This window comes from Burkholderia sp. BDU5, from assembly GCF_001522845.1.
GTDB classification, from domain to species: domain Bacteria; phylum Pseudomonadota; class Gammaproteobacteria; order Burkholderiales; family Burkholderiaceae; genus Burkholderia; species Burkholderia mayonis.
This window is the reverse complement of sequence record NZ_LOWC01000142.1, coordinates 285,784-311,851: the sequence shown is the minus strand read 5'-3', so window position 1 is coordinate 311,851 and position 26,068 is coordinate 285,784. Positions and strand designations below refer to the sequence as shown.

The window sequence follows — 26,068 nt, the reverse complement described above, 5'->3', positions numbered from 1 at the left end:
TGTCGAGGGACGGACAGGCGCTACAGCTCGAGCACGAGCCGCCCGCGCTTCGCGCGCGAACAGCACGCCATCATCCGCGTGTTAGCCGCGCGCTCGCCCGTGCTCAGCACGCTGTCGCGATGATCGACTTCGCCTGCCAGCACGCGCACTTCGCACGAGCCGCACAGTCCTTCCTCGCAATCGCTCTGCACGTCGACGTTCGCCGCGCGCAGCGTCGCGAGCAGCGTCCGGTTCGCCGGCACCGTCAGCGTGACGCCCGAATCCTTCAACTCGACTTCGAACGACTGCCCGGCGGCCGGATCGAAGCGCGGCGCGCCGGCCGCGAAATGCTCGACGCGCAGCGCGTGCGCGGGCCAGCGCGGCGCGCACACGGCGAGCGCATCGAGCATCCGCGCCGGCCCGCATGCATAGACCTGCGTGCCGGGCGCGACGTCGAGCGCGGCGAAATCGTGGCGCGTGCATTCGTCCGATACGTGCAAATGCAGCCGATCGCCGTGCAGCGCGGCGAGCTCGTCGACGAACGCCATCGTACAGCGGCTGCGTCCGCTGTAATGCAGCGCGTAATCGACGCCGCGTGCGCGCGCTTCCCGCGCGATCGCGCCGATCGGCGTGATGCCGATGCCGCCCGCGATCAGGATCGCGCGGCTCGCGCGTTCGTCGAGCGGGAAATGGTTGCGCGGCCCGCGAATCTTCACGCGCATGCCGGACTGCAAGCGCTCGTGCATCCATGCGGAACCGCCGCGACTCGCCGGCTCGCGCAGCACGGCGATCTCGTACGCGCCGCGCTCGGCCGGATCGCCGCACAGCGAATACTGCCGGGAAAGACCGGTGTCGCCGCATTCGACGTCGATGTGCGCGCCCGCGCCCCAGCGCGGCAACGGCGCACCGTCTGGCACGACGAGACGCACGCGCAGAATGCGCTCGGCCACGGGCGTCACGCTGTCGACTCGCAACGCGCGCCCCGTGCTGCGCGCGTTCGATTCGCCGATCCGCACGGTCAGCGCGAAGCGTCGGACATCCGCGCGCAGCCGCTCCGGATTTTCGGCCGGATCCCATTCGACCCAAATATGCTCCGGACCGCGAAACGATGTGTTCGGCACGTAAGTGAAGCGCTGTTCGGCGAGCCGCATGTGCGGCAGGCGGCGCGTCAGTTCGTCGATGAATATCTGCATCTCCATGCGCGCGAGATGCTTGCCCATGCATTGATGCGAGCCATACCCGAACGTCAGGTGATCGGCCGGGTTGTCGCGGTGGATGTCGAACAGATCCGGATCGGCGAAGCGGCGTTCGTCGCGATTCGCCGACGACGTGACGATCAGCAGCTTCGCGCCCGCCGGAATCGCGACGCCGCCGACCGTCGTATCGCAGGTCGCGAGCCGTCGCCACGCGGCGATCGAACCGTTGTGGCGCAGGCATTCGTCGACCGCATTCGGAATCAGCGAAGCATCTTCGCAGAGCTCGCGCCATGCTTGCGGGTGCTGCAGCAACAGCTTCAGCGCATTCGCGGTCGCGTTCGCGGTGGTCTCGTGCGCGGCGACGATGCCCGCCATCATCATCGAATGCAGGTACGAATCAGTGACGATGTCCGGATGCTCGCGCTGCATGCGGATGCCGAACTGCATCCAGCCGGGTCCCGACGGATCCTCGCGCATCCTGTCGAGCACCTGACCAGCGTACTGCCAGAACTGCCCGACCGCATGCGCGACCGCGACCTGCTCTTCCGGCCGCGGCCGGCCCCACGTGTTGACGGTGTGCGCGATCGAATATCGGCGCAGCGTATCCATGTCTTCTTCGGGAACACCGAGGAAATGCAGCGCGACCGTGAGCGGCACCTCCCACAGCATCTGGTCGACGAGGTCCGCGCGTCCGTCGTCGACGAAGCGGTCGACGTATTCACGCGCGAGCCGCCGCACCATCGGCTCGTGCGCGCGCAGCGCGTCGGGCGTGAACGGCTCGATCAGCAAGCGCCGCCGCGCCGTGTGCGCGGGCTCGTCCTCGTTGACGAGCGTGCGATTCATCGCATAGCCGTACGACGCGAGCACCGCATTCGCTTCCGCTCCGGTCGGCGTGATCTTCTCGAGCGCGATCGACGGGCTGAAGGTCCGGTTGTCGCGGAAGATCGCCTTGATGTCGTCGTAGCGCGCGACGACCCAGTAGCCGAGCTTCGGGCTGTAGAACACCGGCTCCTGTTCGCGCGCCCAGCGCACGTATTCGGGCGGATCCTGCTGATACGCGTCGTCGAACGGATCGAACGCGGCCGCCCCGGCGCTCGCCGGACAACCAGCCGGATGCGCGGCGGCGCCAGGCGAAGCGGAATGGAACGGACACTGCGCGGCATGCGAAGCCGGCGTGGACGCGACGTTCGTCATGGCAGTTCTCCAATTGGCAATTACGTTTTGCGTAACTCTAGTCCGCATTGCGTAAATCAATGATCGGGGTTAACCTGCATCGCATTCCCATCGTAGTCACGCCGCTCGAGCAGCGCCTGCCGGCCGCCGCCAGATCGCCGCCTGACCGCTACGACACGCTCTACAATCGCGCTGATGACAAAAAAGGCCCCTACCCCGAAGCCCGCGAAGGCAACCCGCACCCGTGCGCACCATGCGCCCGCGCCGACTCCGCCGCCCCGCTCAGCGCCCGCGCCGCGCGAACGGCGGCAGCGCGTGCAGGCGGCCGCGACAGGCATGGCGGTGCTCAAGGGACTCGCGCGGCTCGGCGGACGCGCGACGCTGACGGCCCTCGCGATGCACATCGACGAAAGTCCGGCGAAAGTGCACCGCTATCTGGCGAGCCTGATCGAAGAAGGCTTCGTGTCGCAGGATCGCGGCACGCAGCAGTACTGCCTCGGCACCGAGGCGCTGCTGATCGGCGTTGCCGCGATGCGCCAGGCCGAACCGATCCGCGCGGCGGAGCCCGCGCTCGTGCGGCTGCGCGAGGCGCTCGAGCTGACGTGCTTCGTCGCCGTGATGGGCAACCGCGGGCCGACGATCCTGCGCATCGAGGAGCCGGGGCTGCCCGTGATCGTCAACGTGCGTGCGGGTTCGGTGCTATCGCTGCTCGGGTCCGCGACTGGCCGGCTGTTTCTCGGCCTGCTCGACGATTCGACGATCGATGCGATGGCCCAGGCCGAGTTCGCGACGGCGCCCGACGCGCTGCGCGCGCAACTGGACACGCGAGATCCGATCGGCGCGCTGCGTCGCGCCGTGCGAGCGGCCGGTTGCGCGGCGGTGCGCGATACGAATCTGAAGGGCATCAGCGCGGTGTCCGCGCCGCTCCGCGATTACACGGGGCACGTATGCGCGGCGCTGACCGTGCTCGGCGCGACCGGGGCGTTCGATGCGTCGCTCGACGGAGAAGCCGCGGCCGCGCTGCGGCGCGAAGCCGACGCGACGAGCGCGGTGCTCGGCTATCGGCCGGCTACGTAGCGACGCGTCGCCGCGCTGATCGAGCATTGCGCTGCAAATACGCGCAAGCGTTCGTCGGCACCGTTACCCTCAATCGGAAGTCGCGTCGACTTCGGCTGCAAAGTCCTCGTTGGCGTTCGAACACCGGCAGCGGGCGACGGAAACGCCGCTCAGTTAGCGCTGCAGCACGATATCGACGCGCCGGTTGTTGGCTCGCCCTTCGGCCGTCGAATTCGACGCGACCGGATCGGCCTTGCCGCGTCCGATCGACACGAGCGTATCGGCCTGCAGCCCGCGATCGCGAAGATAACGGGTCACGGCGTCCGCGCGTTGCTGCGAGAGCTGCAGATTTGATGCGTCGGAACCGACCGCGTCCGTGAAGCCGGTGACGGTCACGCGCGAGAAGTACTTGCCGGCCTGCCGATTCAGCAGTTCGTCGAGCCTCGCGCGAGCGGCGGGAGCCAGCGTCGCCGAGCCGGTCGCAAAAAACGCATCGCCCGACAGATGCACGCTTTCGGCAGCCGCCGGCGGCGCCGCAACAGGCGCGGGCGTCGGCGCGGCGGGTGCCCCACATTGGAATACGAGCGTGCGTGGATCGGCGCGATCACGCAGCGGCCGCGTCGAGTCGACCGTGCGAACCGGCTGGTCGCCGCATTGGCGCCGCGCGACCTTCATGCACGTCGCCTGGCTCGAAAAGATCCCGTGGCAGTCGACCTGATACGTGCTGACGCCGTCCCTTGGCTGCAGTTCATACGCGTTGAACGTCGGACCAGAGGCGCTCGAGCACGCGGTGAGAAACAGGGCGGACAGGATCGGGACGAGATGAAATTTGTTCACTGTATTGCTCCGGAAAAGCCGTGTAGAGAAGCGAAGCCGCGCAGTCGTGCGCCGGCTTCGCGCGCAATCGTCGAGGCCGCGAGCGCCGTTCGTGCCGATGCAGCGCGACTAACCGGACGGACTCGCGAAGCCGGGCACCCGTACGAGTTGCCCGGCCTCTCCGTTACTTCCACTGGTACAGCATGCCCGCGCCCACGACTCGCTGGCTTCCGCTGAAACCGCCGTTCAGTGTCGCCTTGATGTTCTCCGTAATGCGGGCCTGCATCCCGACGGCCATCGCCTTCTGACCGGCGAAGGTCGCCGTGCCGATCCCCATCGCGAAGTTGGAATCGCGGTCCATGTGCGGAATCGACGCCATCGCGGCCGTGGCGGCGATCCCCTCGCGCGCCATCGAATCCGTCTGCTGGATCTGCTGCTGCATCTGGTTGACCTGGTTGCCCAGGTTGTTCACCGACGTCGACAGCGCGGTCGAGACGGCGTTCAGCTGATTGACGTTGACCGCATCGTTGCCTTCGGTGCCCGCCGCGACATTGGCGACCTGCCGCGCCGAGTTCGCGGAGCCCACCGACAGCACACCCGCGCGCCCGCCGTCGTTGCTGCCGGTGCCGAGCGCGACCGAGTTGCTGCCGCTTGCCGTCGCGCCGACGCCGATCGCGGTCGACCCGTTGCCCGCCGCCTGCGAGCTGTTGCCGACCGCCGTGCTGTTCGCGCCCGATGCCACGGCCCCCATGCCGCCTGCGGACGCGTTCGTGCCGCTCGGCGCCGGCGCGCCGTTCGTCCCGGACAGGTTGGACGTGAACGACCCGCCGGTAGTCGTCGTCCGCTGGTTGATCAGCGTCGTCAGCTGACTGGCGACCGCATCGAGCTGCGACACGTTGACGGCATCGCTGCCGACGCGTCCTGCGGCCAGCCCGGTGATCTGCCGGTTGCCGACGTTGACTTCGCCCGCCGACGACTGCGGCGAACCGAGCCCGTACGCGATGTAGTTGTTCAGCGCGCCGACCGTCGTCAGCGAACCGGCGCCGAGTGCGACGCTGTTCGCGAACGTCGCGCTTGCGCCGGCACCCAGCGCGACCGCGTCGATCGCGCTGCTGTGCGCGCCCGAACCGTACGCGATGCCGCCCGCGTTGAGTGCGGTTGCATTCGCGCCTTGCGCGATCGATTGCGCGCCTGCCGCAATCGAACCGCTGCCAAGCGCGATCGCGTCCGCCTGAGCCGAGCTCGCGCTCTGCCCGATCGCGATTCCTCCTGGTGCGGTCGCGTCGACGATCGCGCCATTGCCCATGCCGATTCCGTTGTCGCCGTTGACCACGGTCGTCGGCCCCACCGCGACCGACTCCACGCCGACAGCCAGCGAGTCGGCCTGCAGCGAGTTCGCATGGAAGTACTTCTGTCCAGTGACCGCGAACGACGACAGCGCACCGGCGAGCTGCCGGACGGTGACAGCGTCTTGCGCCTGCGTGCCGTCGGCGACGTTGGTCAGTTGGCGATAGGTATTGCCGCTCGCATCGCCGAACGAAACCGCGCCGAGCAGCGCACGGTCCGACGTGTTGAACGGAATCGCGTGACTGCCGACCGCGATCGAACCGACGCCCGACAGAACGGCCCGATCCGACACCGAGCCCGAACCGATCGCGACGCCGCCCGCGACCGACACGTTCGACTGCGCACCGAGCGCCAGCGCATTGGCGACCTGCGCCTGCGCACCGTTGCCGGCCGCGAGGCTGCCGGTACCGCTTGCTATCGCCAGCGGACCGATCGCGACGCTGTCCGTGCCGATGGCCTGGCTGTCGGCCGCAGTGGAATTCGCGTGGAAGTACTTGATGCCCCCGCCGTTCCGGATGTCGTTGACGGCATTGGTCACGTTGGTCACGTTCTGGTTGGTCGCATACAGTTGCGAGCCATTGACCGCGTCCGTGCTCGCCGGACTCAGCGTGGCCGCCGCGACGTTCGTGATCGTGTTCGAACCGCTGCCGCCGTGCGCGGCACTGAACGCGCCGGCGCCGCCGTTCGCCGCCGGATCCCACAACAGCGCATCGTTCTGCACCTGGTTGAGCTGCGAACTCACCGCCTGCAACTGGCTGACGTTCACCGCATCGGTCGGCGCCGCGCCGGCCGCCACGTTCGTGATGCGCCGCTCGACCCCGGCGGAACCGACCGACACTTCACCGGCCGGCGTCGCACCCGCCACCGTTCCCGTGCCGGGGTTGAAAGCGGCCAGCCCCAGATTGGCGTTCGTCGTCGAATTGGCGCCTAGCGCAACCGAATTCGCGGTCGTCGCCTGCGCGTTGCCGCCGATCGCAACGCTGTCCGCGCCCGTCGCCTGGCTGTCCGGCGCCGTCGAGTTCGCGTGGAAATACTTGATCCCGCCGCCGTTCGTCATGTTGCTGATCGCCGTGGTGTTCGCATCGACCTGCTGGTTCGTCGCATAAAGCTGCGAACCGTTGACCGCGTCGGTGCTGCCCGAATTCAGTTGGCCGGCCGCAACGTTCTGGATCTGCCGTTCCGCGCCCGGCGCACCCACGCTCACGGCGCTCGTGGGCGTCGTGCCCGCGAAGCTGTAGGCCGTGCCGCCGATCGTCGCGCCGGACGTCTGCGTTACCGTCGTGGTCGTCGAATTGGCGCCCAGCGCAACGTCGCCCGCGTGGTTCGCGACCGCGTTCGTGCCGATCGCCACACTGTCGGCGCCGAACGGCCGGCTGTCGGCGCCTGTCGAATTGGCGTGGAAATACTTGACGCCTGCGGTCGTCCCGCCTCCACCGATCGCATCCAGCGCATTCTGGACAGAGTTGTACGTGTTGCCCGCGTAGTTGAGGCTGGTCGTCACGGCGCCCGTCGCGCTGTTGTACGTGCTGCCGCCGCCGAGGCCGGCCGCGACGCTGTTGCCGAGCGTATCGACGCCCGAGACGACGGAGAACAGCTGCGAGCCGTTGACCGCGTCGGTGCTCGCCGACGAGATCACGCCCGCCGCGACGTTCTGCAGTTGTCGTTCCCGGCCGGGGGCGCCGATCGACACGACGCCATTGGCCGCCGTCGCCGGGCCGGCCGCGGTCCCGGCATAAAGCGCGGTCGCACCCGTGTGCGGCGATGCCGCCGTGCTGCCCGCGCCGAGCGCGACGCTGTTCGCCGACGTGGCGCTCGCGCCTGCGCCGAGTGCCAGCGCGTTGATCGCGCTACTCTGCGCGCCCGAACCGAGCGCGACGCCGCCCGCATTCAGCGCACTCGCATTCGCGCCTTGCGCGATCGACTGCGCGCCGGCGGCCGTCGCACCGCTGCCGAACGCGATCGCATCCGCCTGCGCCGAGCTCGCGCTCTGGCCGATCGCCATGCCGCCGGGCGCCGTCGAATCGACGATCGCGCCGTGTCCGATGCCCACGCCGTTGTCACCATTCACGACGGTCGACGGGCCGACGGCGACAGAATCCGTTCCGACGGCGAGCGAATCTGTCTGCGTCGAATTCGCATGGAAATATTTCTGGCCCGTTACCGCGAACGACGCGAGCGCGCCCGCCAGCTGACGCACGGTCACCGCGTCCTGAGCCTGTGTGCCGTCAGCAACGTTGGTCAACTGGCGATAGGTGTTGCCGCTTGCATCGCCGAACGAAACCGCGCCGAGCAAGGTCCGATCGGACGTGTTGAACGGGATCGCGTGACTGCCGACCGCGATCGAACCGACGCCCGACAGAACGGCCCGATCCGACACCGAGCCCGAACCGATCGCGACGCCGCCCGCGACCGACACGTTCGACTGCGCACCGAGCGCCAGCGCGTTCGCCGCCGCGGCCTGCGCACCGTTTCCGGCGGCCAGGCTGCTCGCGCCGCTCGCGACCGCGAACGGACCGATCGCGACGCTTTCGGCGCCGGTCGCTTGGCTGTCGGTTGCGGTGGAATTGGCGTGGAAGTACTTGATGCCCTGCGAATTGATGTTGTCAATCACCGACCCGACATTGTTGTTGATCGTCGTCGTGCCGTTCGCGTTGTACGTCGTATACGACGGCGCAGAGATCGAGCCGGCCGTCGGATTGTAGGTCGCGCCTCCGCCGAGTGCCGAAGCTGTGCCGTTGCCGAGATTGTTCGTTGTGTTGACGACCGTGCCGAGGCCGGTGGACAGCGAAGCGATGCCCGTCGAGGTCGACGTGGACAGCGACGTGATCGAGCTGGTCGCCGATGAAAGGCCGGTCGACGTCGACGTGGACAGCGACGCCACCGAACTGTCGGTAGAGCTCAAGCCGGTGGACAGCGAAGCGATACCCGTCGACGTCGATGTCGACAGCGACGCCACCGAACTACCGATCGACACGAGACCGGTCGACAGAGAACTGAAGCCCGCCGATGTCGACGTCGACAACGAGTCGATCGCAAGATTGGTCGCATTCAATTGCGAGCCGTTGATCGCATCCGTGCTTGCCGAACTGATGCGCCCGGCCGCCACGTTGGTGATCTGTCGCTCGCTGCCGGACGCACCGACGCTCACGACACTCGTCGGATTCGTTCCCTGAAAACTGTACGTGACGCCGCCGATGGTCGCGCTCGCCGTGGGATTCGGTGCGGCCGTCGATGATCCGGAGCCCAGTGCGACATCGCCCGCATTGTTCGCAACCGCCGACGAACCGAACGCGACGGCGCCGGCCGCCGCCGCCGTCGACGTGTTGCCGAGCGCAATCGAGCCCTGCCCCTGCGCGTTGTTCGAATTGCCGATCGCGACTGCGCCGTTGCCGTTGGCGGTGTTGTTCGAACCGGCCGTCACCGCGCCGGTGCCGATCGCGGTGCTTGGATCGCCGATTGCAACCGCACCATTGCCGCTCACCGTTTGCCCTTCACCCAGCGCGACTGCGCCGGTACCGCCGAGCACTTGGGAGTTATGGCCGCCGGCAATGGAGCCGGTGCCGGCCGTCGCCGCCACCATGTTGCTGTCGCCAATGGCCACGCTCGATCCCGCGAGAGCTTGCGACTTGAAGCCAACAGCCGTCGCATCGCCATTGCTCGCAACCGTCTGGCTACCCAACGCGATAGCGCTGCTCCCTGACGCCGTTGCATTCGTGCCCATAGCGATGGCATTGGTATTGCCCCCCGTCAGAGCCGAGTCGCCTATCGCAATGGACGAGGAACCAGCGGAGCGGGCGCCGGTGCCGATAGCAATGGCGCGAATGCCTGACGCTGCGGCGCCCGCCGCAGCCGCCGGTGCGGATGAACCGCCTTCCGCGACGGAATCCGCCCCACCCAGCGCTATCGAGTTTGCGCCGCTGGCGCTAGAGCCGTTCATCATGCCGAGCGCGCTCACGCCGACGGCGGCAGCGCCCGCCCCCAATGCCACCGCATTCTGCGCCGTGGCGGCAGCCACCGTTCCCGCTGCCAACGAAGAGGGACCGGATGAAGTTACGTCAGTGCCGACAGCAATCGCCCCCGGCGCCGTTGCGCCCGTGCCCGCGACCGTGCGCGCCCCAAGATATACAGAGTTGAGACCGCTGGCGATGGCCTGGAAGCCGATGGCGGCGGTATGCTGCCCGGAGCCGTTGGCCCCATAACCCATCGCGACGGCTTCGGGCCCGCTCGCCACCGTCTGGAAACCGACGGCCGTGGCATAGTCGCCGGTAGAGGCAACGTCAGTGCCAATGCCAATGGACGATAGTCCAGTCGATCCAGTGCCAGCGGCACTGCGCGCGCCCATGTAAATGGAATTGAGACCGCTGGCAATGGACTGAAAGCCGACAGCAACCGCGTTCTGCCCACCGGCGCTGCTCCCCCAGCCGGCCGCCAACGAATACGCTGCCAACGCGGTGGAACTGACGCCGAGAGCAGTGGAGTTCCCCCCCGAGGCAACGGCGAAGGTGCCCAACGCGCTGGCGCCGGCCGCCGTAGCGCTGGCACTGACTCCCAGCGCCACCGAATTGATGTTGTTCGAGACCGTGCCGGCGCCCAGCGCCATCGAACCCTGGCCCGTGGCCGCTGCACCCTGGCTGAGTGCGACCGTGTAAAGTCCCGTGGCATTGGCCTGGTAGCCAAGCGCCATCGCCCCGGCTCCATTGGCTATGGACTGATAACCCACGCACGTCACGCTGCCATTGTAGAAGTTGTAGGGTGCCGTAGAGCAGTTCACTTGCGCCTGCGCCTGCGCATCCCATCCCCCCACACCAATCAGCAGCAGCACGACCAGGCTCCTTGGCGGCGTACTCCAGCGGGCTTTCTCGCTGCTCGACTCGCCAACCTCCGCATCATCCGCCGCCGCGCTTCTCGACGACGAAACTCGCTTCCCGCGCGCACGATCGAGTTCGGACGCGGCAACCCAGGTCCCCAATGCTTCGTTCCAGATCGACTTGAACGACTTGTTCATCTCTGTTTCCCCTCGCTTCTGATGTGCTGGATGACACAACAGCGAACGCGCCGGCAAGCGAAGACGGTTCATCCTGTTCCATCCACGCCAGTCTCGCTCCGCCTCATAGATTTCGGCTTACTAAATATCCTTCGGAATAGCACCGCACGTTTCTCGCGAAACACGTCCATGGGCGTGCGGTCGGCGCGCTCGTCGGCCACGACGCGCAATGGCCGTCGCCGGTTATCGAATCACGGAAACCGATGTCGCCGGCGAGGCGGTGGCGTAACACCCGGCGCACCGCAGGAACGCGCGGTCGTACGCTGTCGCCCCGCGCAAGGGATGACATCGAATCTCATGGAACCCGTCGTTCGGGCGACGCCGGACAGGAGCCGCTCGAATCCCGGGGCGGCCCGTCGCTGCTTATTTCACTCGGGTGGAGGATGACGCCGTTCGGCGCCCGGGAATGAAGTGTGCATCGCTCGATTGCGGATGTTGATGACCGACACCGGCTCGATCGAGCCGGTGTCGTGACCTGCCGCGCCTGAAGTGCTCATATTTTTCGTGCCCGCCTGGTTCGATTGAGCACTGCGCGCGACCGCCTCCGATAGATTGGACCGCAAGGCCGCTGACGCGAAGCAACTCACATTTGCCATCGGCTTGCCAACCGATTTTTCCGAATCTCCGGAATAGGATCGGTAGTTTTCCGAATGACACCCACAGTGAATCAATCGATTGAATTTCTTTGAAGAATTTTTTCAGATCGAATATATCGCCCTGGAACAAGGCTTGAACCGTTCCATCGCCTTTATATATCGATATGTTCTGAGAATTATGAAAATTGCACGACCCTCATGCCCGCCAATCCATTCATGCTGACATTCCCATACCGCGAGAATTTCAGCATGAAATATGCCATTGGAAATGAAAAGACAAACATGCCGAAACGCTGAAATCTCCGATCCAATCTGTATTCTCCAAGAGAACCGATTCCAGCGCCGCCCGATCTAGTGTGCAAGCATTAGATCGGCCAAATCTTTTGCGGAGCGGAAAAATTCTTTTCCAGAGCGGACAATATTTACATTTATACATTTTCAATTATTTCCTATTTCAATGAAAAACAACGATCCGAGAAATATCGATGCAACCCAATAGACAGTATGGTTAATCGACGGACCCACGATCTCTCCGATATTGTCTGTACCGATGCATAAGTTACATAGGCTCATATATGTGGAAACCCGATACCGACGCCCGAAAATCGGAAATAACGACCGAATAGAACAAATAATTCGGCATGTTTTTCCTTTTCCATTTTCCTTCAAACCGGCTGTCGCCGCCCGTTTGCGCAAGAGGATGTCGGAACGAACACACAGTGCACCGTCGGACATGCCGACGTGCCTCACAGAATCCTCCCAGACTGTCCTTTCATCGGCTTATAATTTTTTGCAACAATCGCGCGCCCGTACACGGCGATGCACACAATCTGATCAGGCAACCTTCCCGATTCGTTCGCAATCATGTCATCACGCATGTCAAGTTCGACGTCGCCTCGCGCCGCGCCGGATCTCGGTGGCGCACATATTCTTGTCGTCGATGATCGCCCGAACGAGCTCCGGCTCCTGCTCGAGATCCTGCGCGTCACGCGCTGCCGCATCAGCATCGCGTTCGACGGATTGCAGGCATATCACCGCGCACAGGCGATCTCTCCGGACCTGATCCTGATGGACGTCCGCATGCCGCGCCTGAACGGTTTCGCCGCCTGCCGGCTGCTTGCGTCGACGCCATCCACTCAGACCATTCCGGTCATCATCCTGACCGCCGCAGGTGACCTCGAAGATCGCATTGCAGGGCTCGAGACGGGCGCGATCGACTACATCGTCAAGCCGTTCGAGCCAGCCGAAGTCATCGCCCGGATCCACAATCACCTGAAGAGGGCGGTGCGCAGCCGACCGTTTGCGCATCTGCCCGCCCTTCCCGACAATCTGGATGCCTCGCTGGTGCGCGCCGCGAGTGAGATCCTGCTGAGCGACCTGCGCAATCCGCCCGCGCTCGAAGATCTCGCGAGGCTGGTCGGCACGCACGAAAAGCGCCTGTCGCGCGTGTTCCGCGACAATCTCGGCCAGACCGTCTTCGAGTATCTGCGCGACACGCGCTTGCGTGCCGCAATGCACTTTCTCGCCGAGACGTCGATGGGCATAGGCGACATCGCCGAAGAGATCGGCTTTTCCACACAGGGCAATTTCGCGACGGCATTCCGCGAACGTTTCGGCATCACGCCGTCCGATTGGCGACGGCAGCACAGTTCGGTCGATGCGCGCGGCATGGCTTCCGAACTGCAGCGCGATGCATAGGCTATACGCGGCATGCGCGCCGGGATGGCGCGTCGTGCTGCTTCTTCCGCTGGTGGCGGCGTTCGCGTGCGCGACCGCGCGAGCAGCGACGACCGAAAACCCGGCGCGCCTAGAAACGATATCGATCTTCGAGGATGCCACCGCGACGATGTCCGTCGATCAGGTGCTGACGCGGTTCGGCGATCCGCAGCACGGATTCTTGCCGGCAGCCGGCGCGCGGTTCAACATCGCGTTTTCCCGCTCGGCATGGTGGATCCACGCGACGCTGGTCAATCGCGACAGCGCTGCGCGCCCGCTCGTGCTGGTGCTTCGCGATGCACGCGTCGACCGGGTCGACTTCCATATGCTCCGGAGCGGTCGATGGACGCTCGGCAGCCGATTTCCCGGCGACGACGGCAACGCGAACCGGCCAGTTGCCCGATACCCAACGCTCGACGTGACGCTGCTTCCGGGCGAAAGCATGTCCGTGCTGATACGCGTCACGTCGCGCAAGGAAATGCGGCTCGCGCCGGCCGCGTTCACGCAGGACGCGTGGCATGCGCAGGAGATGCGCGCCGCCATGTGGAACTTCGGCTTCTTCGGCGGGCTGCTGGCGCTCGCGTGGTGCGCACTGCTGATCGGTTTCTTTTCGGGCAACGGCGTGTTCCACGTGCTGGCGGCGATGGGCCTGAGCACGACGCTGTTCGAAGCAGCGACCCGCGGCTATAAGGGGATGTATCTGTGGCCCGGCGCCACGGAATGGTCGGCGCGCAGCGAGGTGATCTTCGCCTACCTGGCCGTGGCGCTCTTCATCGTCTTCATCCTGAAGGTCGCGCGCGGCGAGAAGGCCAGAATCCCGATGCGCGCGGTCTACGTGACGATCCTCTGCCTCGAATGCGTCGGGATGGCCGGCGCTGCGTTCGGCGATCTGCTCACCTTCACGTGGTTCTGCCTGCGACTGAACACCGTGCTGTCGATCGTGAACATCGGCATTGCGCTAACGCTCGCGATACGCAGAACGCCGACGGGCCGCGTGATGCTGATCGCGGTCACGTTTGCGAGCTTCAATATCCTGATACGCATGCTCGACGGGCTGGACGCAATACCGTCGGCGCTGTCGTGGCTGAAGTCCGACATCTACCCCAACCCGGTGATCGCCATCATCGGTCTCGCCACGCACCTGCTCGTCCTGGCCGCATGGATCGACCACGTGGGCCGTCAGCGCACCGAGGCGAGGAAACGGCTCGAACATTGGCAGCTCACCGAACAGGATCGCCTGCGGGAAGAAGTCGAAAAACGCACGGTTGCATTGAACGAAGCATTGCAGCAAGTGAAGACCAGCATGCAGCAGAAGATCGAGACGCTCGGCTACGTCAGCCACGATCTGCGCGCGCCACTTTCCACGATCAACGGATACGCGAAGCTCCTGTTGCAAAGCGCGACGCGCAGCCAGACCCGGCTGATCCAGTCGATCGATCGAAGCATCCGCTACCAGCTCACGCTCATCGACGAATTGCTCGCCTATACGAAGGCCGAGTTGCAGCCGCTCGGCATTGCTCCGGACGCGACCGATCTGCCCGGTCTCCTGGACGACATCGGCAGCTATGCGATGGCGTTATGCGCGCAGCAGCACAATCGATTCGCCTATCGGCCGCTGACGCCGCTGCCCAAAACGCTGTCGATCGACGGCACCCGCCTCCAGCAGGTTCTGCTCAACCTGTTGTCCAATGCGTCGAAATTCACGCGCAACGGCACGGTGACGCTGTCGGTCCACGCGTTCCGGGACGAGGACGCGTACCGTATGGTCTTCGAGGTCGCCGATACAGGTATCGGGATCGACATAACCCGGACGTCCGATATTTTCCGCGCGTATCAGCAGGTCCAGTCCGTCAACGGGAGCACCGGGCTCGGCCTGTTCATCGCGCAGCGTATCGTCAGGGCGATGCAGGGCGAGCTGGTCGTCTCCAGCAAGCCGGGCGTCGGCACGTCGTTTTCATTCCAGACCGTCGCGCCGGCCATCGGGCACACGCTCGTGCCGCCGTCGGAGCTCCTGCGTCCGGTTCGCACCAAGGCTGAGGCCGTACGGGCGATCGCATCGCGCACGACGCGCCACCCACCCGCCCATGCACTCGACGAACTCACACGGTTGGCCAGGGAGGGTCGCCTCACTGATGTCGAGGAATGGCTCGCTCAACATGTGGGCGACTCCGGCTACGCCGCGTTCGTCCAGGATGTGCGAGAGTATCTCGACGTGCTGGATCTTCATGGAATCGAGATGCTGGTCGGCTCGCTCAAACGCGCGGGCAACGCCGGTTCGTCGGTCGACGACGAGCCGGAAGCGGCCGGGCCTTCACCGGTAACGGAGGCCGGCGCGAGCGATCCTGCTGAAGACGAATGTCCGCAATGATTCACTCATGAGTCCCACGCCGCTGCGACGCGTCGAAGCGCGGACAAGCGCCCTGGGCTGGCCCCCGCGAAAACCAGACACGGGGTAACGCTTGAATTGCAGTGAACCAGACTAAATCTGACAGTGGTTGGTTTCTCATGCTCGCGCACATTGGCGCGGAGGGCGTAGCCCGTGGAGGCGATGTGCGCCGCGAACAGCAGGGAATCCGCCATGACTCAGGAACAGAAAGTCATCCGTGCCAAGGTCGGCACGCTCGAGCTGGCCCGGCAACTCGGAAACGTCAGCCAGGCCTGTCGCGTGATGAGGTACTCGCGCGACAGCGTCTACCGGTTCAAGGAACTGAACGATCGGGGCGGAAAGGCTGCACTGCAGGCGATTTCCCCGGAGCAGCCCCCCCTGAAATCGGCTGCCAAACACCCCCTCTCATCCCATCTCGAAATTGACTTTCTTTAAATATTTTCCAAACGAAACTACAAAAAATTGTAGTTTCGAACACCTGCCATTCCAAGCTATGATTAATCCAACAAGCACACATTCAGCACAACATACGCCCATCTCATAAAAATTAGAAAGCAAGACCATCTCAATAAAACAGAAAATAAATTCATAAAATGCGATTTTAATCAACATCCATCCATTCAAGACGCCGCTCATTTCACGAATCGGAGCATAGCCCGTCTGCAGCGGGTTTACACATGGCGCGATCGAAAGCGCCAAATCGGCACGACCGCCGTCATCACCTTCAAGAAAGGAGTTCGCATCATGGCCACGACCACCGAAGAAGAAATCCTGCCGCAGATCCTTCATCACATTTACAGCGTGACCGGCGGAGAAGTGAATCCGTCGTCCGTCTCGACCCCGGCCGTCGAGCTCAAGCTGCAGTTCGACGACGCCAATCACCGCATTTCCGGGTTCGGCCGAGTCGTCTGGGGCAAGGTCAAGCCGCCGAAAGTCACCTCGGATTTCGTCGATCTCATCATCCACGGCGATTACGGATACGTCCCGCCCATTTCGAAGCAAAACGATCCGAATTTTCTGGTCAGAACCCTTCAATTCAGCCTGGTCGGGTATCCCAATCTGCACTGGAATCCGCGCTGGGGCATCGGCCCTCAACTCCAGGTCATTTTCAACCTCAACGCGGTGATTCCCGTCGGATCGAAAACCGGGTATGCCGCCTACAGCTACGGCCTCCCCCACGATCCCGAAAGCGCCGTCTCCGTGGCCGACGCGACGATCCGCCAATTGCTGCTCTGATCGCGCGACCGGATCCTCAACGTTCGAAAGGCACTCGATCACTTCAAGAAACCTTCGGACGCGATGAGCAGTGACCGATGACGCGCCGGCGATGCAATGTCGCCGGCGCCGTCGATTTTCCAGAACGACATCGGAAATCGGCGCTGATCGCATCGGGAAATCATCGCGTGCGCCTCAAAGCACCCGCCCGATGGCCATCGGCCGATTCCAGGGCCGCGCACACGCTCGCCTCTATCCAATCAGGTGCAGAAGCCTGCAAAGCGGAGCGGATAAGCGAAATGCGGACGACCGCGCATCGCCGGTTCAGGAAATATCCGGCTGAAAAGATACCGAGCGATTCCGGCGGTTAATGCGTGGAGCGATTCTCATCAAAGGCAATTTGATTGGCGGCCTTATTTCGTTTCCAAAACCCAAAAACTAGTCAGTTATTTTATTCACAATAGCCATTCCCCGCCATTCACTCACGCGCCATTCCAGACAAAAAAGTAATACAAATTTCTCGCGACGCCCTGCCACTCCATCTACACTCGCCAGACCTAAACGAGGCCGCGAAATGCCAGTTTCTTGCCGTATATCAGGACATTAACGTGATGTCTTTTACATGGGCAAGTAATCAATGCCGGTCAAATGCGATGCCGCGAGTTTGCGATGCATTGCCACCTCGATACAGGCGAGCCAATCCACCATCGTGAACGCGATTACATGAAGAAACTTCTGGTCGTCACGTTGCTTGCCGCTTTGGTTGCCCCCTTGTTTGTGCCAGACAAGAACCCACTGTCTCATCCGCCGCCGTCGACGCGCAGGGCAGCTTGATCAGCCATGAGGAATTCAGGATGCCGGCGGGTCCGGCGAGAGTACGTTGCACCATCCTCACCACCGATCCCGACAATCCGCAAAAAGCCGTTACGATCGAGCAGGTGCTGATGCGAACGGGTCCGGACAAATTGACTTTCGTGCGAGGTGAACAGCCGGCCGATGCAACTCTCTACAGGCAGAGACTGTGTAAGAAAATGGGAGCGGTCCCCAGGATTGAAATGGCTCGAAGAAATCAGGCAGGTCACACGCATGCTCACTCAAACGTTAGTTCCCCGAGCCGAATCCTCGCTTCGCGCGTCTCGGCCCCGCACGATCTGATCCAGTAAGCTGTCTTGAACGGTGCAACGCGCGGTGACGCCACAGCCCCGATCCTCATCCCACACTGCCCACAATTCGCTCAGGCCGGCGTTCGCAGATTCCATTCGCATTTCTACGCCCCAATGCAAGCCTGCGGGCTTTCACCTTACGGACTTCGCTTTCTATTGGCGTATCTATCACCACTGGGACGGATTTTTCACTTAATCAGCATCAGTCATCAAGGCACGATCAAAACAATCGAAGACACATCGATCGGCCTCTTATTAATTTAACTCTTACTTATCTGACAACGTTAAAATTCGACGCCATGCCGTCCCCACAAAAACTACCACATTGATTTCAGAATTCGCTCTCGATCAAATTGCACACTTGCCAAACATGACCTTTCAACCTATGCTGAATTTTTGCCATTTCCGCACATCGAATATGAAAATCAATTAATTTAGCGATTAAATAGTTAAATTCAATTCAAGCTTCATTCTGCGCGTGATTTTTTAACAAACCAATCACACAAATACAACACCCGCTCGACCAAGCTTATTAAAAAGATGATCGCCGACACCAGACATCATCAGTCGAGCTCGCGCAATATGCGTGTCGGATTGGGTGTGAGGTCAGCCATAGCATGGCTCGGCCAATACAAGAGATCCGCACTATCACAAAGAAGGAACTGAAAATGAAAAAGATGCTCGCATCGCTCGCTATGCTGGGGATTCTCGCGTCACCCGCGTGGGCTGACACTCCACCGAATTGCCAGAACCCATCCGGCTCATGGCTCAATGAATTGGGCTCGACCATGAAGATCACTTCCATCAATGGGACTGGAGCCATTACCGGCACGTACGTTTCCCCCTCTGGAACAACCGGACAGACTTTTTCGCTTTCTGGCTGGTTCTATGCAGCGCCACCTACGAATAACGGCCTAGATCAAGTGACATTGGTCACGTTTTCCGTAAATTGGAACAATGCCGCGGCCCGCTACAACAGCATTACGACGTGGTCGGGGCTTTGCCGAGTAACGAACAACGTGCCGACGATCACAGCGCTTTACTACTACTCAAATGCTTTCGCCCAATATTCGTGGAAGCACATCAATGTGGGGCAGGATATTTTCCAGCCAATTGGCTCGCAATAAGGGAACGCCATCCGATAGTTTCGTGAACTTGCTTGCGTACCAGCATCCTTGCGTACCAGCATCTGGACCTAAAAAGAAAACGCCCCGCTACCGAAAAATCGGCGCGGGGCGCAGGCTGAACTGCATAAGTAAGCCCCGAGGCTTTCGCACTCAGGGCTTCGTTTGGGCGCACCCTGCGCCCGATGTCATCAATATAGAGAAACACGATGCGGTTTACAACCCCTTTTCAATTACGTCATCGAATGAGGACTACGCCGGCTGATGTTCCTTCAACCATTCACGCAGCGCGTCGTTCATGCGCGTCTGCCAACCTTCGCCTGTCGCCTTGAAGGCGTCGACGATGTCGATGTCGTAGCGCACGGTCAATTGCATCTTTGGAGCCTCAAGCGGCGGACGGCCGCGCTTATCTCGACGCGCCATCTTCGCAAAGTCCTCTGCCGGCACTTCGAACGTGTCGGAGTCGGCCGCGATGCCGCGGTTGATTGCCGCATCTTCGCCGTCCGTCGGCATGACGATCTTACGGTTGCTCGACATAGCTCTTGGCCTCCCACTTGTTCGCCTTGCGAATGCTGATGATGTGCATTGAGTCGCGACGCTGCTTGAACATCATGCAGTAAAAGCGATCGCCGATCACACCGAACCCGACCTCGCGAACTTCATCGTAGTCGCGTCGGGCATCCACGTAGGACAACACATCCGCCCAATCCAGCTGCGCCGCAAACGCCAACGAAACCCCATGCTTGGCAACGTTCGTTTCGTTCTTGGCCGGGTCGAAAGCGATATCCATTTGAATTAGTGTAGTTACGATAATCATCGAATGCAGGGGTTTTTGTAACCACACTATTTCGGAACACTTCAGCAATCCGCGGCGCTTTAGCGGCCCAAGAATCAAGCACTTCGCCTGCTGGCATACGGGTGCGCAAGACGTGGCAGCACTCAAACTTCCCGCTCGGGCCATACGAGCCAGATTGCGAGATCTTCCATCGCGCCGACTACTTCGATGATCCGCATGAGCCGGACGGCGAGAAGTCGCCGGAAGGAAAGTACTGGACATCGCGGCCGTCGATCCACATGCCGCGCGCAACGTCCCGCATCACGCTCGCAGTCACAAGCGTGCGCGTCGAGCGGCTGCGGGACATCACCGAGAACGACGCAGAGGCGGAGGGGATGTTTGCAAGCGCCTACGAGTACGGCAACGGCGAGGGCACCGAAAGCGCGCGCAAGTCGTTCCCATGCCTCTGGAATAGCCTCAACGCCTCGCGCGGCTTCGAATGGAATGCGAATCCGTGGGTCTGGGTCGTCGAGTTCGCAAAGTTGTTCGGATACTAAAGATCCCCTTCATCGATCTGGATCACGAAGGGTTCAGGGACATCGACTGGGCCAAGCGGATCGTACTGCACCATGCGCACCGCGACGATCTCGCGTATGCGTTTCTCGATTCTGGTCTGCTCGATCACATCGCTGGTTTCATGGCGATTGATCGCGCCGACATCGATCACGATCACCATCGGCGTATTGCGACGCAGCGAATCGTCTCGATCTGCGACCTGCCATCTGACGATGACATGGTTACTCCGATTCCCTTCCAGAAACTCTACGTCTGATGGAAAATCGTCATGCAGTATGAAATCCAACCATTCGGACTCGCGAGACATATCGGCCTCCGTTGTGGATCTTTATGCTAGCAGTTATATAGCTCTTGCCTGCTGGGCGAAGAAGCCTCGTGTAACATGGCTTCCGCGTAGTTTCACCTTTCGACGTATCGATACATCAAAATATATCGTTCCCCTCAAGCGCTGGTCAGCTCCCAAGGAGCACTTGCAGGAGCACTTGCGGAAGTAATAACGCTCTCCGAAATAGCGCCAGCGAACGTATAAATCTTACCTTCAATTGTGCGAGACAGTTCGAGCTGGGACGCGCCATTCTCTCGCGTGTAAAACCGATCGAGGGCGATACAGCCCGAAAACAATACTGGCACGCCCAACGCGGACAAGTAAACGCATGACGACATGATGCGTCTCCGTTGGCTTTTGACTGTTTGGAACAGGCACTGATGGGGATCAATCAAATAAATATAGCAAAGCGAAGTATCTTCGAATCACAAGGGCGCATTATCGACATGCCGACGTGCCTCGTCGCGCCGATATCCTTGACGCCCCATATCGGAACATCAGCCGCATCGACAAAGATTGCAACGTTATCCAGCGCTTCCGTCTCGGTCATAAAACTGACGTCTACGACCTCGATTCCCTCTACCGACACCTCGCATCATGCCAATCGAAACCATCACAAAAAATCGGCGTCGGCGACTTCCGTCGGAATGGTGATCCCCCAGGCCAGCGACGAGCGTCACGTGTACAAAGGCCGTCGAGAAATGCTGGAGATCGCGCGTGCGTGCCCAAATCGGCAGGCTCGCGCAGCCATTCGGGCGGCCTTCTACTCGGGGATGCGATTCAACGAGATCCTGCGGGCGAAGCCAACCAAGAATGGATTTTCGCTGGGGACGAAAAAAATGGGCGACCGAGAATCGTTCCGATCCATTCCCGTATCGCGGTCACTGCGCGCCGAGTGATGTTCACGATCGCTCCGTGGAAATCCAAACGGTACGCCCATCTGGTGACCGACAAACTCGCCGACGCGGTGAAAAAGATCGGCGCAACAAGGATCGGGCAGAAAAACCCCCACCGTAGGGCGAATAATCGCCGAATGGGGTTCATCCAATCTGCCGCAAAGCCTTGTGGCGGAAGGCAGCAGGAGTCGAACCTACCTAGCGCGGGCTGACCGCACCAACTGGGTTTGAAGCCCAGCCGCACCACCGGATACGGATGCCTTCCTGCGAAAACGAGAGCGGAAACCGCGTACGCGGTCCCGTCGAGAATCGTCGCGAACGATTGAGAACTATGGCGAGCCGAGCAACCGACTGTCGGCGCGCAACCAGTGAAGATCGCGCTGGAAGCGAGTATACCCAACGCGATCGAAGAATTCGAGGATTTGAATCGCGCGCTTGCGGCCGAGGCCCGTCGCGTCGCGAAACGTCGCCGCGTCGAGCGCGCCGCCGTGCTCATGCACGAGCTGCGAGATCAACCGCGCGAGCTGCGCGATCACGTCGCGATGGTAGAACAGGTCGCGCACGACCTGATGCACGTCGCCGCGCCGCGCAAGCTTGCGCAGCAGCGCGCGCACCGCATCTTCCGCAACGCCCGTCGTCGTCGCGAGATCCCGCACCCAGGGCGGATCGTAGCGCCCCGCCGCGACGAGCGGCAGCAAGCGCCCGGCCAGCGCCTCCTCGCTCGCATCGAAGCTCACCGCGTGCGACGGCAGATGCAGCCACGGCCCGCTGCGCGCGATCGCGCCTTCGGCGATCAACGCATCGGTCAGCGCGCGCCACAACGCATCGTCCGCGAGCGGCGCCGCGATCCGGCGCAGCCGTGCGACATCGGGCCCCTGCTCGTCCGGCGAACGCTGGTGGAACGTCGCGAGCGCGTCGAGCACGCGCGTGCGCAGCGCATCCCAATGCCCGCGCGCGACGACGCGCGCGTCGTCCGCATGCTTGCCCGGCACGGCAATGTTCACCGCATCGGCGGGCAGCGCAAGCGCGCCCGATGGCAAGCCGGTCAGATGCATCAGCATCGCGCGCGTGACACCGAGCGGCGCTTCGTCGAGCAATGCGTCGAGCCGGCCTTCGTCGAGCCATGTCGCGAGCGCGTCGAGCCACGCGCGGCGCGCGCTCGTGCGCCGCTTGCGCGCCGGTCCGAACGGATCGAGCACGCGCCCGCCGCCCACCGTGCGCGTCGCCTGCGCGTTGCGCACGATGAAGCGGTCGCCCGGCGCCGCGAACACCGGCTCCGTGAAATTCAACTGCGCGCGCGCGCGCTGGCTCGGCCCGAGCGTATCGCCTTCGAGCAGCGCGACGTGCGCAACCCGGTGCAGCGTGCCGAGATGCACGTGCAGCGGCGTCCAGTGCGAGATCGTCAGATCGGCGTCCGCCGTCAGCGTCAGCTCGACGTCGAGGCGCGGCGACAGCGTCGCGAGCCGCGCGTCGACGATCGCGTCGCCGCGCGCGAGCGCCGCCTTGTCGATGCCCGCGAGGTTCAGCGCGCAGCGCTCGCCCGCGTGGCCAACGTCGGTCGCGCGGTTCTGCGCATGGATGCTGCGCACGCGCACGGATTCGCCTGTGCGCGCGACGGCGAGCGTATCGCCGACGCCCACGCGCCCCGCGAACGCGGTGCCCGTCACGACGGTGCCTTGCCCCGCGAGCGTGAACACGCGATCGACCGCGAGCCGGAACAGGCCGTCGTCGCGCCGCGCGCGCCACGCAAGCGCAGTGTCGCGCAGATGCGCGTTCAGCGCGGCGACACCCACGTCATCGGGCTCGGTCGCGCGCGTCTCGACGATCGGCGCATCGGCGAGCGGCGACGTCGCGAGCCACGCGCGGATCTCGTCGCGCACCTGCGCGATGCGCGCCACATCGACGCGATCGCATTTCGTCAGCGCGACCGCGCCGTGCGCGACGCCGAGCAATTGCAGGATCGCGAGATGCTCGCGCGTTTGCGGCATCACGCCGTCGTCGGCGGCGATCACGACGAGCGCGAAGTCGATCCCGCACGCGCCCGCCGCCATCGTATGGACGAGCTTCTCGTGGCCGGGCACGTCGATGAAGCCGAGCACGTCGCCGTTCGGCAGCGGCGTATATGCATAGCCGAGCTCGATCGAGATGCCGCGTGCCTTCTCTTCCTTCAGCCGATCGGTGTCGACGCCCGTCAGCGCGCGCACGAGCGTCGTCTTCCCGTGATCAATGTGGCCCGCGGTTCCGACGATCATGCGTGCGTATCCGTCGACGCTTGCGCGCATTGCGCGACGAACGCGGTCTCATCGTCCGCTTCGAGGCAGCGCAGGTCGAGCCGCAGTGCGTCGTCGGCGACGCGGCCGAGCACCGGGCGCGGCCAGCCGCGCAGGCGTTTCTCGAGCTGCGCGAGCGCGCGGCCGCTGCGCTTGCCGTCGGCCGCGCGCACGACGACGCCGCAGCTCGGCAGTTGATCGACGGGCAGCGCGCCACTGCCGATCTGGCTGAACATCGGCTCGACGTTCACGACGAACGCCGCGCCGATCGCGCGTTGCAGCGCCGGGCGCACGCGCTCGGCCGCCGCCGCGATGTCCGCCTGCGGACGCGTCAGGAGCCGCAGCGTCGTCAGCCGCTCGCGCAGGAATTCCGGCGCCTGGTACAGGCGCAGCACCGGCTCGAGCGCCGCGAGCGTCAGCTTGCCGACGCGCAGCGCGCGCTTCAGCGGATGCCGCTTGATCTTCCCGATCAGGTCGCGCCGGCCGACGATCAGGCCCGCCTGCGGGCCGCCGAGCAGCTTGTCGCCGCTGAACGTGACGAGATCGGCACCCGCTTCGACCGTCTCGCGCACCGTCGTCTCCTTCGGCAGCCCCCAGCGCGTCAGGTCGACGAGCGTGCCGCTGCCGAGATCGACGGCCACGGGCAGCCCGCGCTCGCGCGCGAGCGGCGCGAGTTCCTGCAATGTCACTTCCTTCGTGAAGCCGCTGATTGCGTAGTTGCTGCAATGCACCTTCATCAGGAGCGCGGTGCGCGGTCCGATCGCTTCCGCGTAGTCCGCGAGATGCGTGCGGTTCGTCGTGCCGACCTCGCGCAGCTTCGCGCCCGCGCGACTCATGATGTCGGGGATGCGGAACGCGCCGCCGATCTCGACGAGCTCGCCGCGCGACACGATCACTTCCTGCTTCGGCGCGAGCGCGGACAGCGCGAGCAGCACCGCGGCCGCATTGTTGTTGACGACGGTCGCCGCCTCCGCGCCCGTCAACTCGCAAATGAGATCGTCGATCAGATCGTCGCGATCGCCGCGGCGGCCGGTCGCGAGATCGAATTCGAGATTCATCGGCTGCGTGAGCGCCTGCACGACCGCGCGCACCGCCTCGTCCGGCAGCAGTGCGCGGCCGAGATTCGTGTGCAGCACGGTGCCCGTCAGGTTGAACACCGCGCGGATCGCGCCCGCGGCGTCGGCCGCGAGCCGCGCGCGCACGTCGGCGGCGATCCGCGCATCGTCGAGCGTCTCGGCCGCGGCCGGATCGCGCCGCGCGGCGTCGCGCCACGCGTCGAGCGACGCGCGCACCGCGGCGAGCGCGCGCGTGCGCCCGTACTCGTCGACGAGCGGCTTCATCTCGTCCGACGACAGCACGCGCTCGACCGACGGCACGCGCGCCAGCAGCACGTTCAGCTCGTTCGCGCCGGGTTCGCTCACGTCCGGTCGTCTCCTGCGGATTCGGCCGGCAGATCCGGCCACAGCAGCGGATTCGGCGACGCGCGCCGGTAGCCCGCCTCGCCCATCAGCAGATCGAGCGTGAGGCTCGCGAGATCGTCCGCGAGCGGCTCGACGTCGTAATCCTTGTCCTGATAGCCGATCTTGCGATACGTATGGCACTCGTCGCACGATTCGGCCTTGATCGCTTCGCTGCCGCCTTCGATCCCGTGATACGCGATGCCCTTCGTCGAATCGCAGTGCGAGCACTTCGTGCGGACCATGTGCCACTCGGTCGAGCACAGCCCGCACTGGAGGAAGCGGTAGCCCTGATACGGGCCGCCGACGCGCACGATGCTCGCGACCGGCTGCGCGCCGCACACGGGGCACAGGCCGGGCTGCTCGAGATACGGGACGTCGGCGGGCGAAATGCGGCTCGCGAGCGCGGTCCACACGACCTGCAGCGCGGCCATCAGGAACGGCGCCGACGCCGGCTCGATTTCGGCGAAGCGCTGCGCGAGCAGCGCGTCGGCCTGCGCGTCGAGCTCGGCGCCCGCGCGCAGCCGCAGCCCGTCGATCAGCTTCGCGAGCGGCGGATTCACGAGGCCCGCGCTTTCGATGCGGTCGAGCAGGCCTTGCAGCACGTCGCGCCAGCGCGGGTCGCGCTCGCCGCCGAGCGCCGGCGCGAGCGGCATCGAATGGCGCTGCGCCTGCTCGATCGATTCATTCGCGGGCGCGTTCGCGTCGAATGCCTGCAGCAATTCGTGCTGCGCATCGGCGACGACCGCCATCAGCCGCAGATAGCCGGCAATCGGGCTCAGGTCGGCGAGCTTGCGCAGCCGCGCGGCGCGCGCGGCGAACACAATGCCGCGCTCGGGCATCCGCACGCGCGGAATGGCCGATTGATCGAGCGACGCGATTTCGCTCGGTTCGAGAATACGTTGGGTTGCGTCAGTCACGTGAGTGCCCTAAAAAAACAAGCGCCGAATCGTCGGCG

General features: G+C 63.8%; 18 protein-coding genes, 1 tRNA gene and 1 pseudogene. 8 read left to right on the top strand and 12 right to left on the bottom strand.

What is annotated here, in order from left to right; all coding sequences use genetic code 11:
• Positions 1–20: 20 nt before the first annotated feature.
• Positions 21–2,369, bottom strand: a complete 2,349-nt coding sequence (locus WS69_RS22630) for a cytochrome P450/oxidoreductase (RefSeq protein ID WP_059472894.1) — start codon at positions 2,367–2,369, stop codon at positions 21–23.
• Positions 2,370–2,543: 174 nt separating this feature from the next.
• Here WS69_RS22630 and WS69_RS22625 point away from each other — a divergent pair, with 174 nt between their 5' ends.
• Positions 2,544–3,425: an IclR family transcriptional regulator gene (locus WS69_RS22625; RefSeq protein ID WP_082716375.1), complete on the top strand. Its 882-nt coding sequence runs from the start codon at positions 2,544–2,546 to the stop codon at positions 3,423–3,425.
• Positions 3,426–3,578: 153 nt separating this feature from the next.
• Here WS69_RS22625 and WS69_RS22620 read toward each other — a convergent pair whose 3' ends face one another.
• Both WS69_RS22620 and WS69_RS31915 read right to left on the bottom strand, forming a co-directional pair.
• The gene (locus WS69_RS22620; RefSeq protein WP_059472892.1) at positions 3,579–4,241 is read right to left on the bottom strand and encodes an OmpA family protein; all 663 of its coding nucleotides are present in this window, start codon (positions 4,239–4,241) and stop codon (positions 3,579–3,581) included.
• Between the two features lie 163 nt (positions 4,242–4,404).
• Positions 4,405–10,572 (bottom strand): YadA-like family protein, encoded by a 6,168-nt coding sequence (locus WS69_RS31915; RefSeq protein WP_442854920.1) that lies wholly within the window; start codon positions 10,570–10,572, stop codon positions 4,405–4,407.
• Positions 10,573–12,071: 1,499 nt separating this feature from the next.
• Here WS69_RS31915 and WS69_RS22605 point away from each other — a divergent pair.
• The 3 genes and pseudogenes from WS69_RS22605 to WS69_RS22595 all read left to right on the top strand — a co-directional run.
• Entirely contained in the window at positions 12,072–12,905 is an 834-nt protein-coding gene (locus WS69_RS22605) for a response regulator transcription factor (protein WP_059472890.1), read from the top strand.
• Positions 12,898–15,291 carry a sensor histidine kinase gene (locus WS69_RS22600; protein WP_059472940.1) on the top strand — a complete coding sequence of 798 codons (2,394 nt, stop codon included), beginning with the start codon at positions 12,898–12,900 and terminating at the stop codon, positions 15,289–15,291. Before WS69_RS22605 ends, WS69_RS22600 begins: the two co-directional genes overlap by 8 nt.
• Before the next feature lie 210 nt (positions 15,292–15,501).
• Positions 15,502–15,696: pseudogene (locus tag WS69_RS22595) on the top strand (helix-turn-helix domain-containing protein); the annotation flags it as partial.
• A gap of 18 nt (positions 15,697–15,714) precedes the next feature.
• On the opposite strand, the gene WS69_RS34265 reads toward WS69_RS22595, so the two are convergent.
• Positions 15,715–16,101, bottom strand: a complete 387-nt coding sequence (locus tag WS69_RS34265; RefSeq protein WP_162499002.1) for a hypothetical protein — start codon at positions 16,099–16,101, stop codon at positions 15,715–15,717.
• Between WS69_RS34265 and WS69_RS22590 the strand changes: the two genes are divergently transcribed.
• Entirely contained in the window at positions 16,054–16,545 is a 492-nt protein-coding gene (locus WS69_RS22590) for a hypothetical protein (RefSeq protein WP_059472888.1), read from the top strand. The genes WS69_RS34265 and WS69_RS22590 overlap by 48 nt on opposite strands.
• A gap of 779 nt (positions 16,546–17,324) precedes the next feature.
• Here WS69_RS22590 and WS69_RS33670 read toward each other — a convergent pair.
• On the bottom strand, positions 17,325–17,612 hold the full coding sequence (locus WS69_RS33670; RefSeq protein WP_156438324.1) for a hypothetical protein: 288 nt from the start codon (positions 17,610–17,612) through the stop codon (positions 17,325–17,327).
• A gap of 743 nt (positions 17,613–18,355) precedes the next feature.
• On the opposite strand from WS69_RS33670, the gene WS69_RS31905 reads away from it, so the two are divergent.
• Positions 18,356–18,814: an avidin/streptavidin family protein gene (locus tag WS69_RS31905; RefSeq protein ID WP_162499003.1), complete on the top strand. Its 459-nt coding sequence runs from the start codon at positions 18,356–18,358 to the stop codon at positions 18,812–18,814.
• Positions 18,815–19,063: 249 nt separating this feature from the next.
• Here the strand turns inward: WS69_RS31905 and WS69_RS22580 are convergent, their stop codons facing one another.
• Entirely contained in the window at positions 19,064–19,348 is a 285-nt protein-coding gene (locus WS69_RS22580) for a BrnA antitoxin family protein (RefSeq protein WP_059472886.1), read from the bottom strand.
• On the bottom strand, positions 19,332–19,601 hold the full coding sequence (locus WS69_RS22575) for a BrnT family toxin (protein ID WP_059472885.1): 270 nt from the start codon (positions 19,599–19,601) through the stop codon (positions 19,332–19,334). Before WS69_RS22575 ends, WS69_RS22580 begins: the two co-directional genes overlap by 17 nt.
• A 128-nt stretch (positions 19,602–19,729) precedes the next feature.
• On the opposite strand from WS69_RS22575, the gene WS69_RS22570 reads away from it, so the two are divergent.
• Positions 19,730–20,143 (top strand): hypothetical protein, encoded by a 414-nt coding sequence (locus tag WS69_RS22570; protein WP_059472884.1) that lies wholly within the window; start codon positions 19,730–19,732, stop codon positions 20,141–20,143.
• Here the strand turns inward: WS69_RS22570 and WS69_RS22565 are convergent.
• Positions 20,140–20,469, bottom strand: a complete 330-nt coding sequence (locus tag WS69_RS22565) for a hypothetical protein (RefSeq protein WP_059472883.1) — start codon at positions 20,467–20,469, stop codon at positions 20,140–20,142. The two genes, WS69_RS22570 and WS69_RS22565, sit on opposite strands and share 4 nt — an antisense overlap.
• Before the next feature lie 398 nt (positions 20,470–20,867).
• Between WS69_RS22565 and WS69_RS35030 the strand changes: the two genes are divergently transcribed.
• Positions 20,868–21,386, top strand: a complete 519-nt coding sequence (locus WS69_RS35030; RefSeq protein ID WP_226382871.1) for a hypothetical protein — start codon at positions 20,868–20,870, stop codon at positions 21,384–21,386.
• A 166-nt stretch (positions 21,387–21,552) separates the two neighbouring features.
• Here WS69_RS35030 and WS69_RS22550 read toward each other — a convergent pair.
• The 4 genes from WS69_RS22550 to fdhE form a co-directional block, all read right to left on the bottom strand.
• Positions 21,553–21,648, bottom strand: a tRNA-Sec gene (locus tag WS69_RS22550).
• 64 nt (positions 21,649–21,712) lie between these two features.
• Entirely contained in the window at positions 21,713–23,635 is a 1,923-nt protein-coding gene (selB, locus tag WS69_RS22545; protein ID WP_059472939.1) for a selenocysteine-specific translation elongation factor, read from the bottom strand.
• Positions 23,632–25,074, bottom strand: a complete 1,443-nt coding sequence (gene selA / locus WS69_RS22540; protein ID WP_059472880.1) for an L-seryl-tRNA(Sec) selenium transferase — start codon at positions 25,072–25,074, stop codon at positions 23,632–23,634. Before selA ends, selB begins: the two co-directional genes overlap by 4 nt.
• The gene (gene fdhE / locus WS69_RS22535; RefSeq protein ID WP_059472879.1) at positions 25,071–26,030 is read right to left on the bottom strand and encodes a formate dehydrogenase accessory protein FdhE; all 960 of its coding nucleotides are present in this window, start codon (positions 26,028–26,030) and stop codon (positions 25,071–25,073) included. Before fdhE ends, selA begins: the two co-directional genes overlap by 4 nt.
• Positions 26,031–26,068 lie beyond the last annotated feature (38 nt).

Coding starts and splice junctions, on each gene's coding strand:
- WS69_RS22580 (WP_059472886.1), bottom strand. CDS start 19,348: ATGTCGAGCAACCGTAAGATCGTCATGCCGACGGACGGCGAAGATGCG.
- selB (WP_059472939.1), bottom strand. CDS start 23,635: ATGATCGTCGGAACCGCGGGCCACATTGATCACGGGAAGACGACGCTC.
- WS69_RS22590 (WP_059472888.1), top strand. CDS start 16,054: ATGGCCACGACCACCGAAGAAGAAATCCTGCCGCAGATCCTTCATCAC.
- WS69_RS33670 (WP_156438324.1), bottom strand. CDS start 17,612: ATGCGTGTGACCTGCCTGATTTCTTCGAGCCATTTCAATCCTGGGGAC.
- WS69_RS31915 (WP_442854920.1), bottom strand. CDS start 10,572: ATGAACAAGTCGTTCAAGTCGATCTGGAACGAAGCATTGGGGACCTGG.
- WS69_RS22605 (WP_059472890.1), top strand. CDS start 12,072: ATGTCATCACGCATGTCAAGTTCGACGTCGCCTCGCGCCGCGCCGGAT.
- WS69_RS22625 (WP_082716375.1), top strand. CDS start 2,544: ATGACAAAAAAGGCCCCTACCCCGAAGCCCGCGAAGGCAACCCGCACC.
- WS69_RS31905 (WP_162499003.1), top strand. CDS start 18,356: ATGAAAAAGATGCTCGCATCGCTCGCTATGCTGGGGATTCTCGCGTCA.
- WS69_RS22575 (WP_059472885.1), bottom strand. CDS start 19,601: ATGGATATCGCTTTCGACCCGGCCAAGAACGAAACGAACGTTGCCAAG.
- WS69_RS22630 (WP_059472894.1), bottom strand. CDS start 2,369: ATGACGAACGTCGCGTCCACGCCGGCTTCGCATGCCGCGCAGTGTCCG.
- WS69_RS35030 (WP_226382871.1), top strand. CDS start 20,868: ATGGGGATCAATCAAATAAATATAGCAAAGCGAAGTATCTTCGAATCA.
- WS69_RS22565 (WP_059472883.1), bottom strand. CDS start 20,469: ATGTCTCGCGAGTCCGAATGGTTGGATTTCATACTGCATGACGATTTT.
- WS69_RS22600 (WP_059472940.1), top strand. CDS start 12,898: ATGCATAGGCTATACGCGGCATGCGCGCCGGGATGGCGCGTCGTGCTG.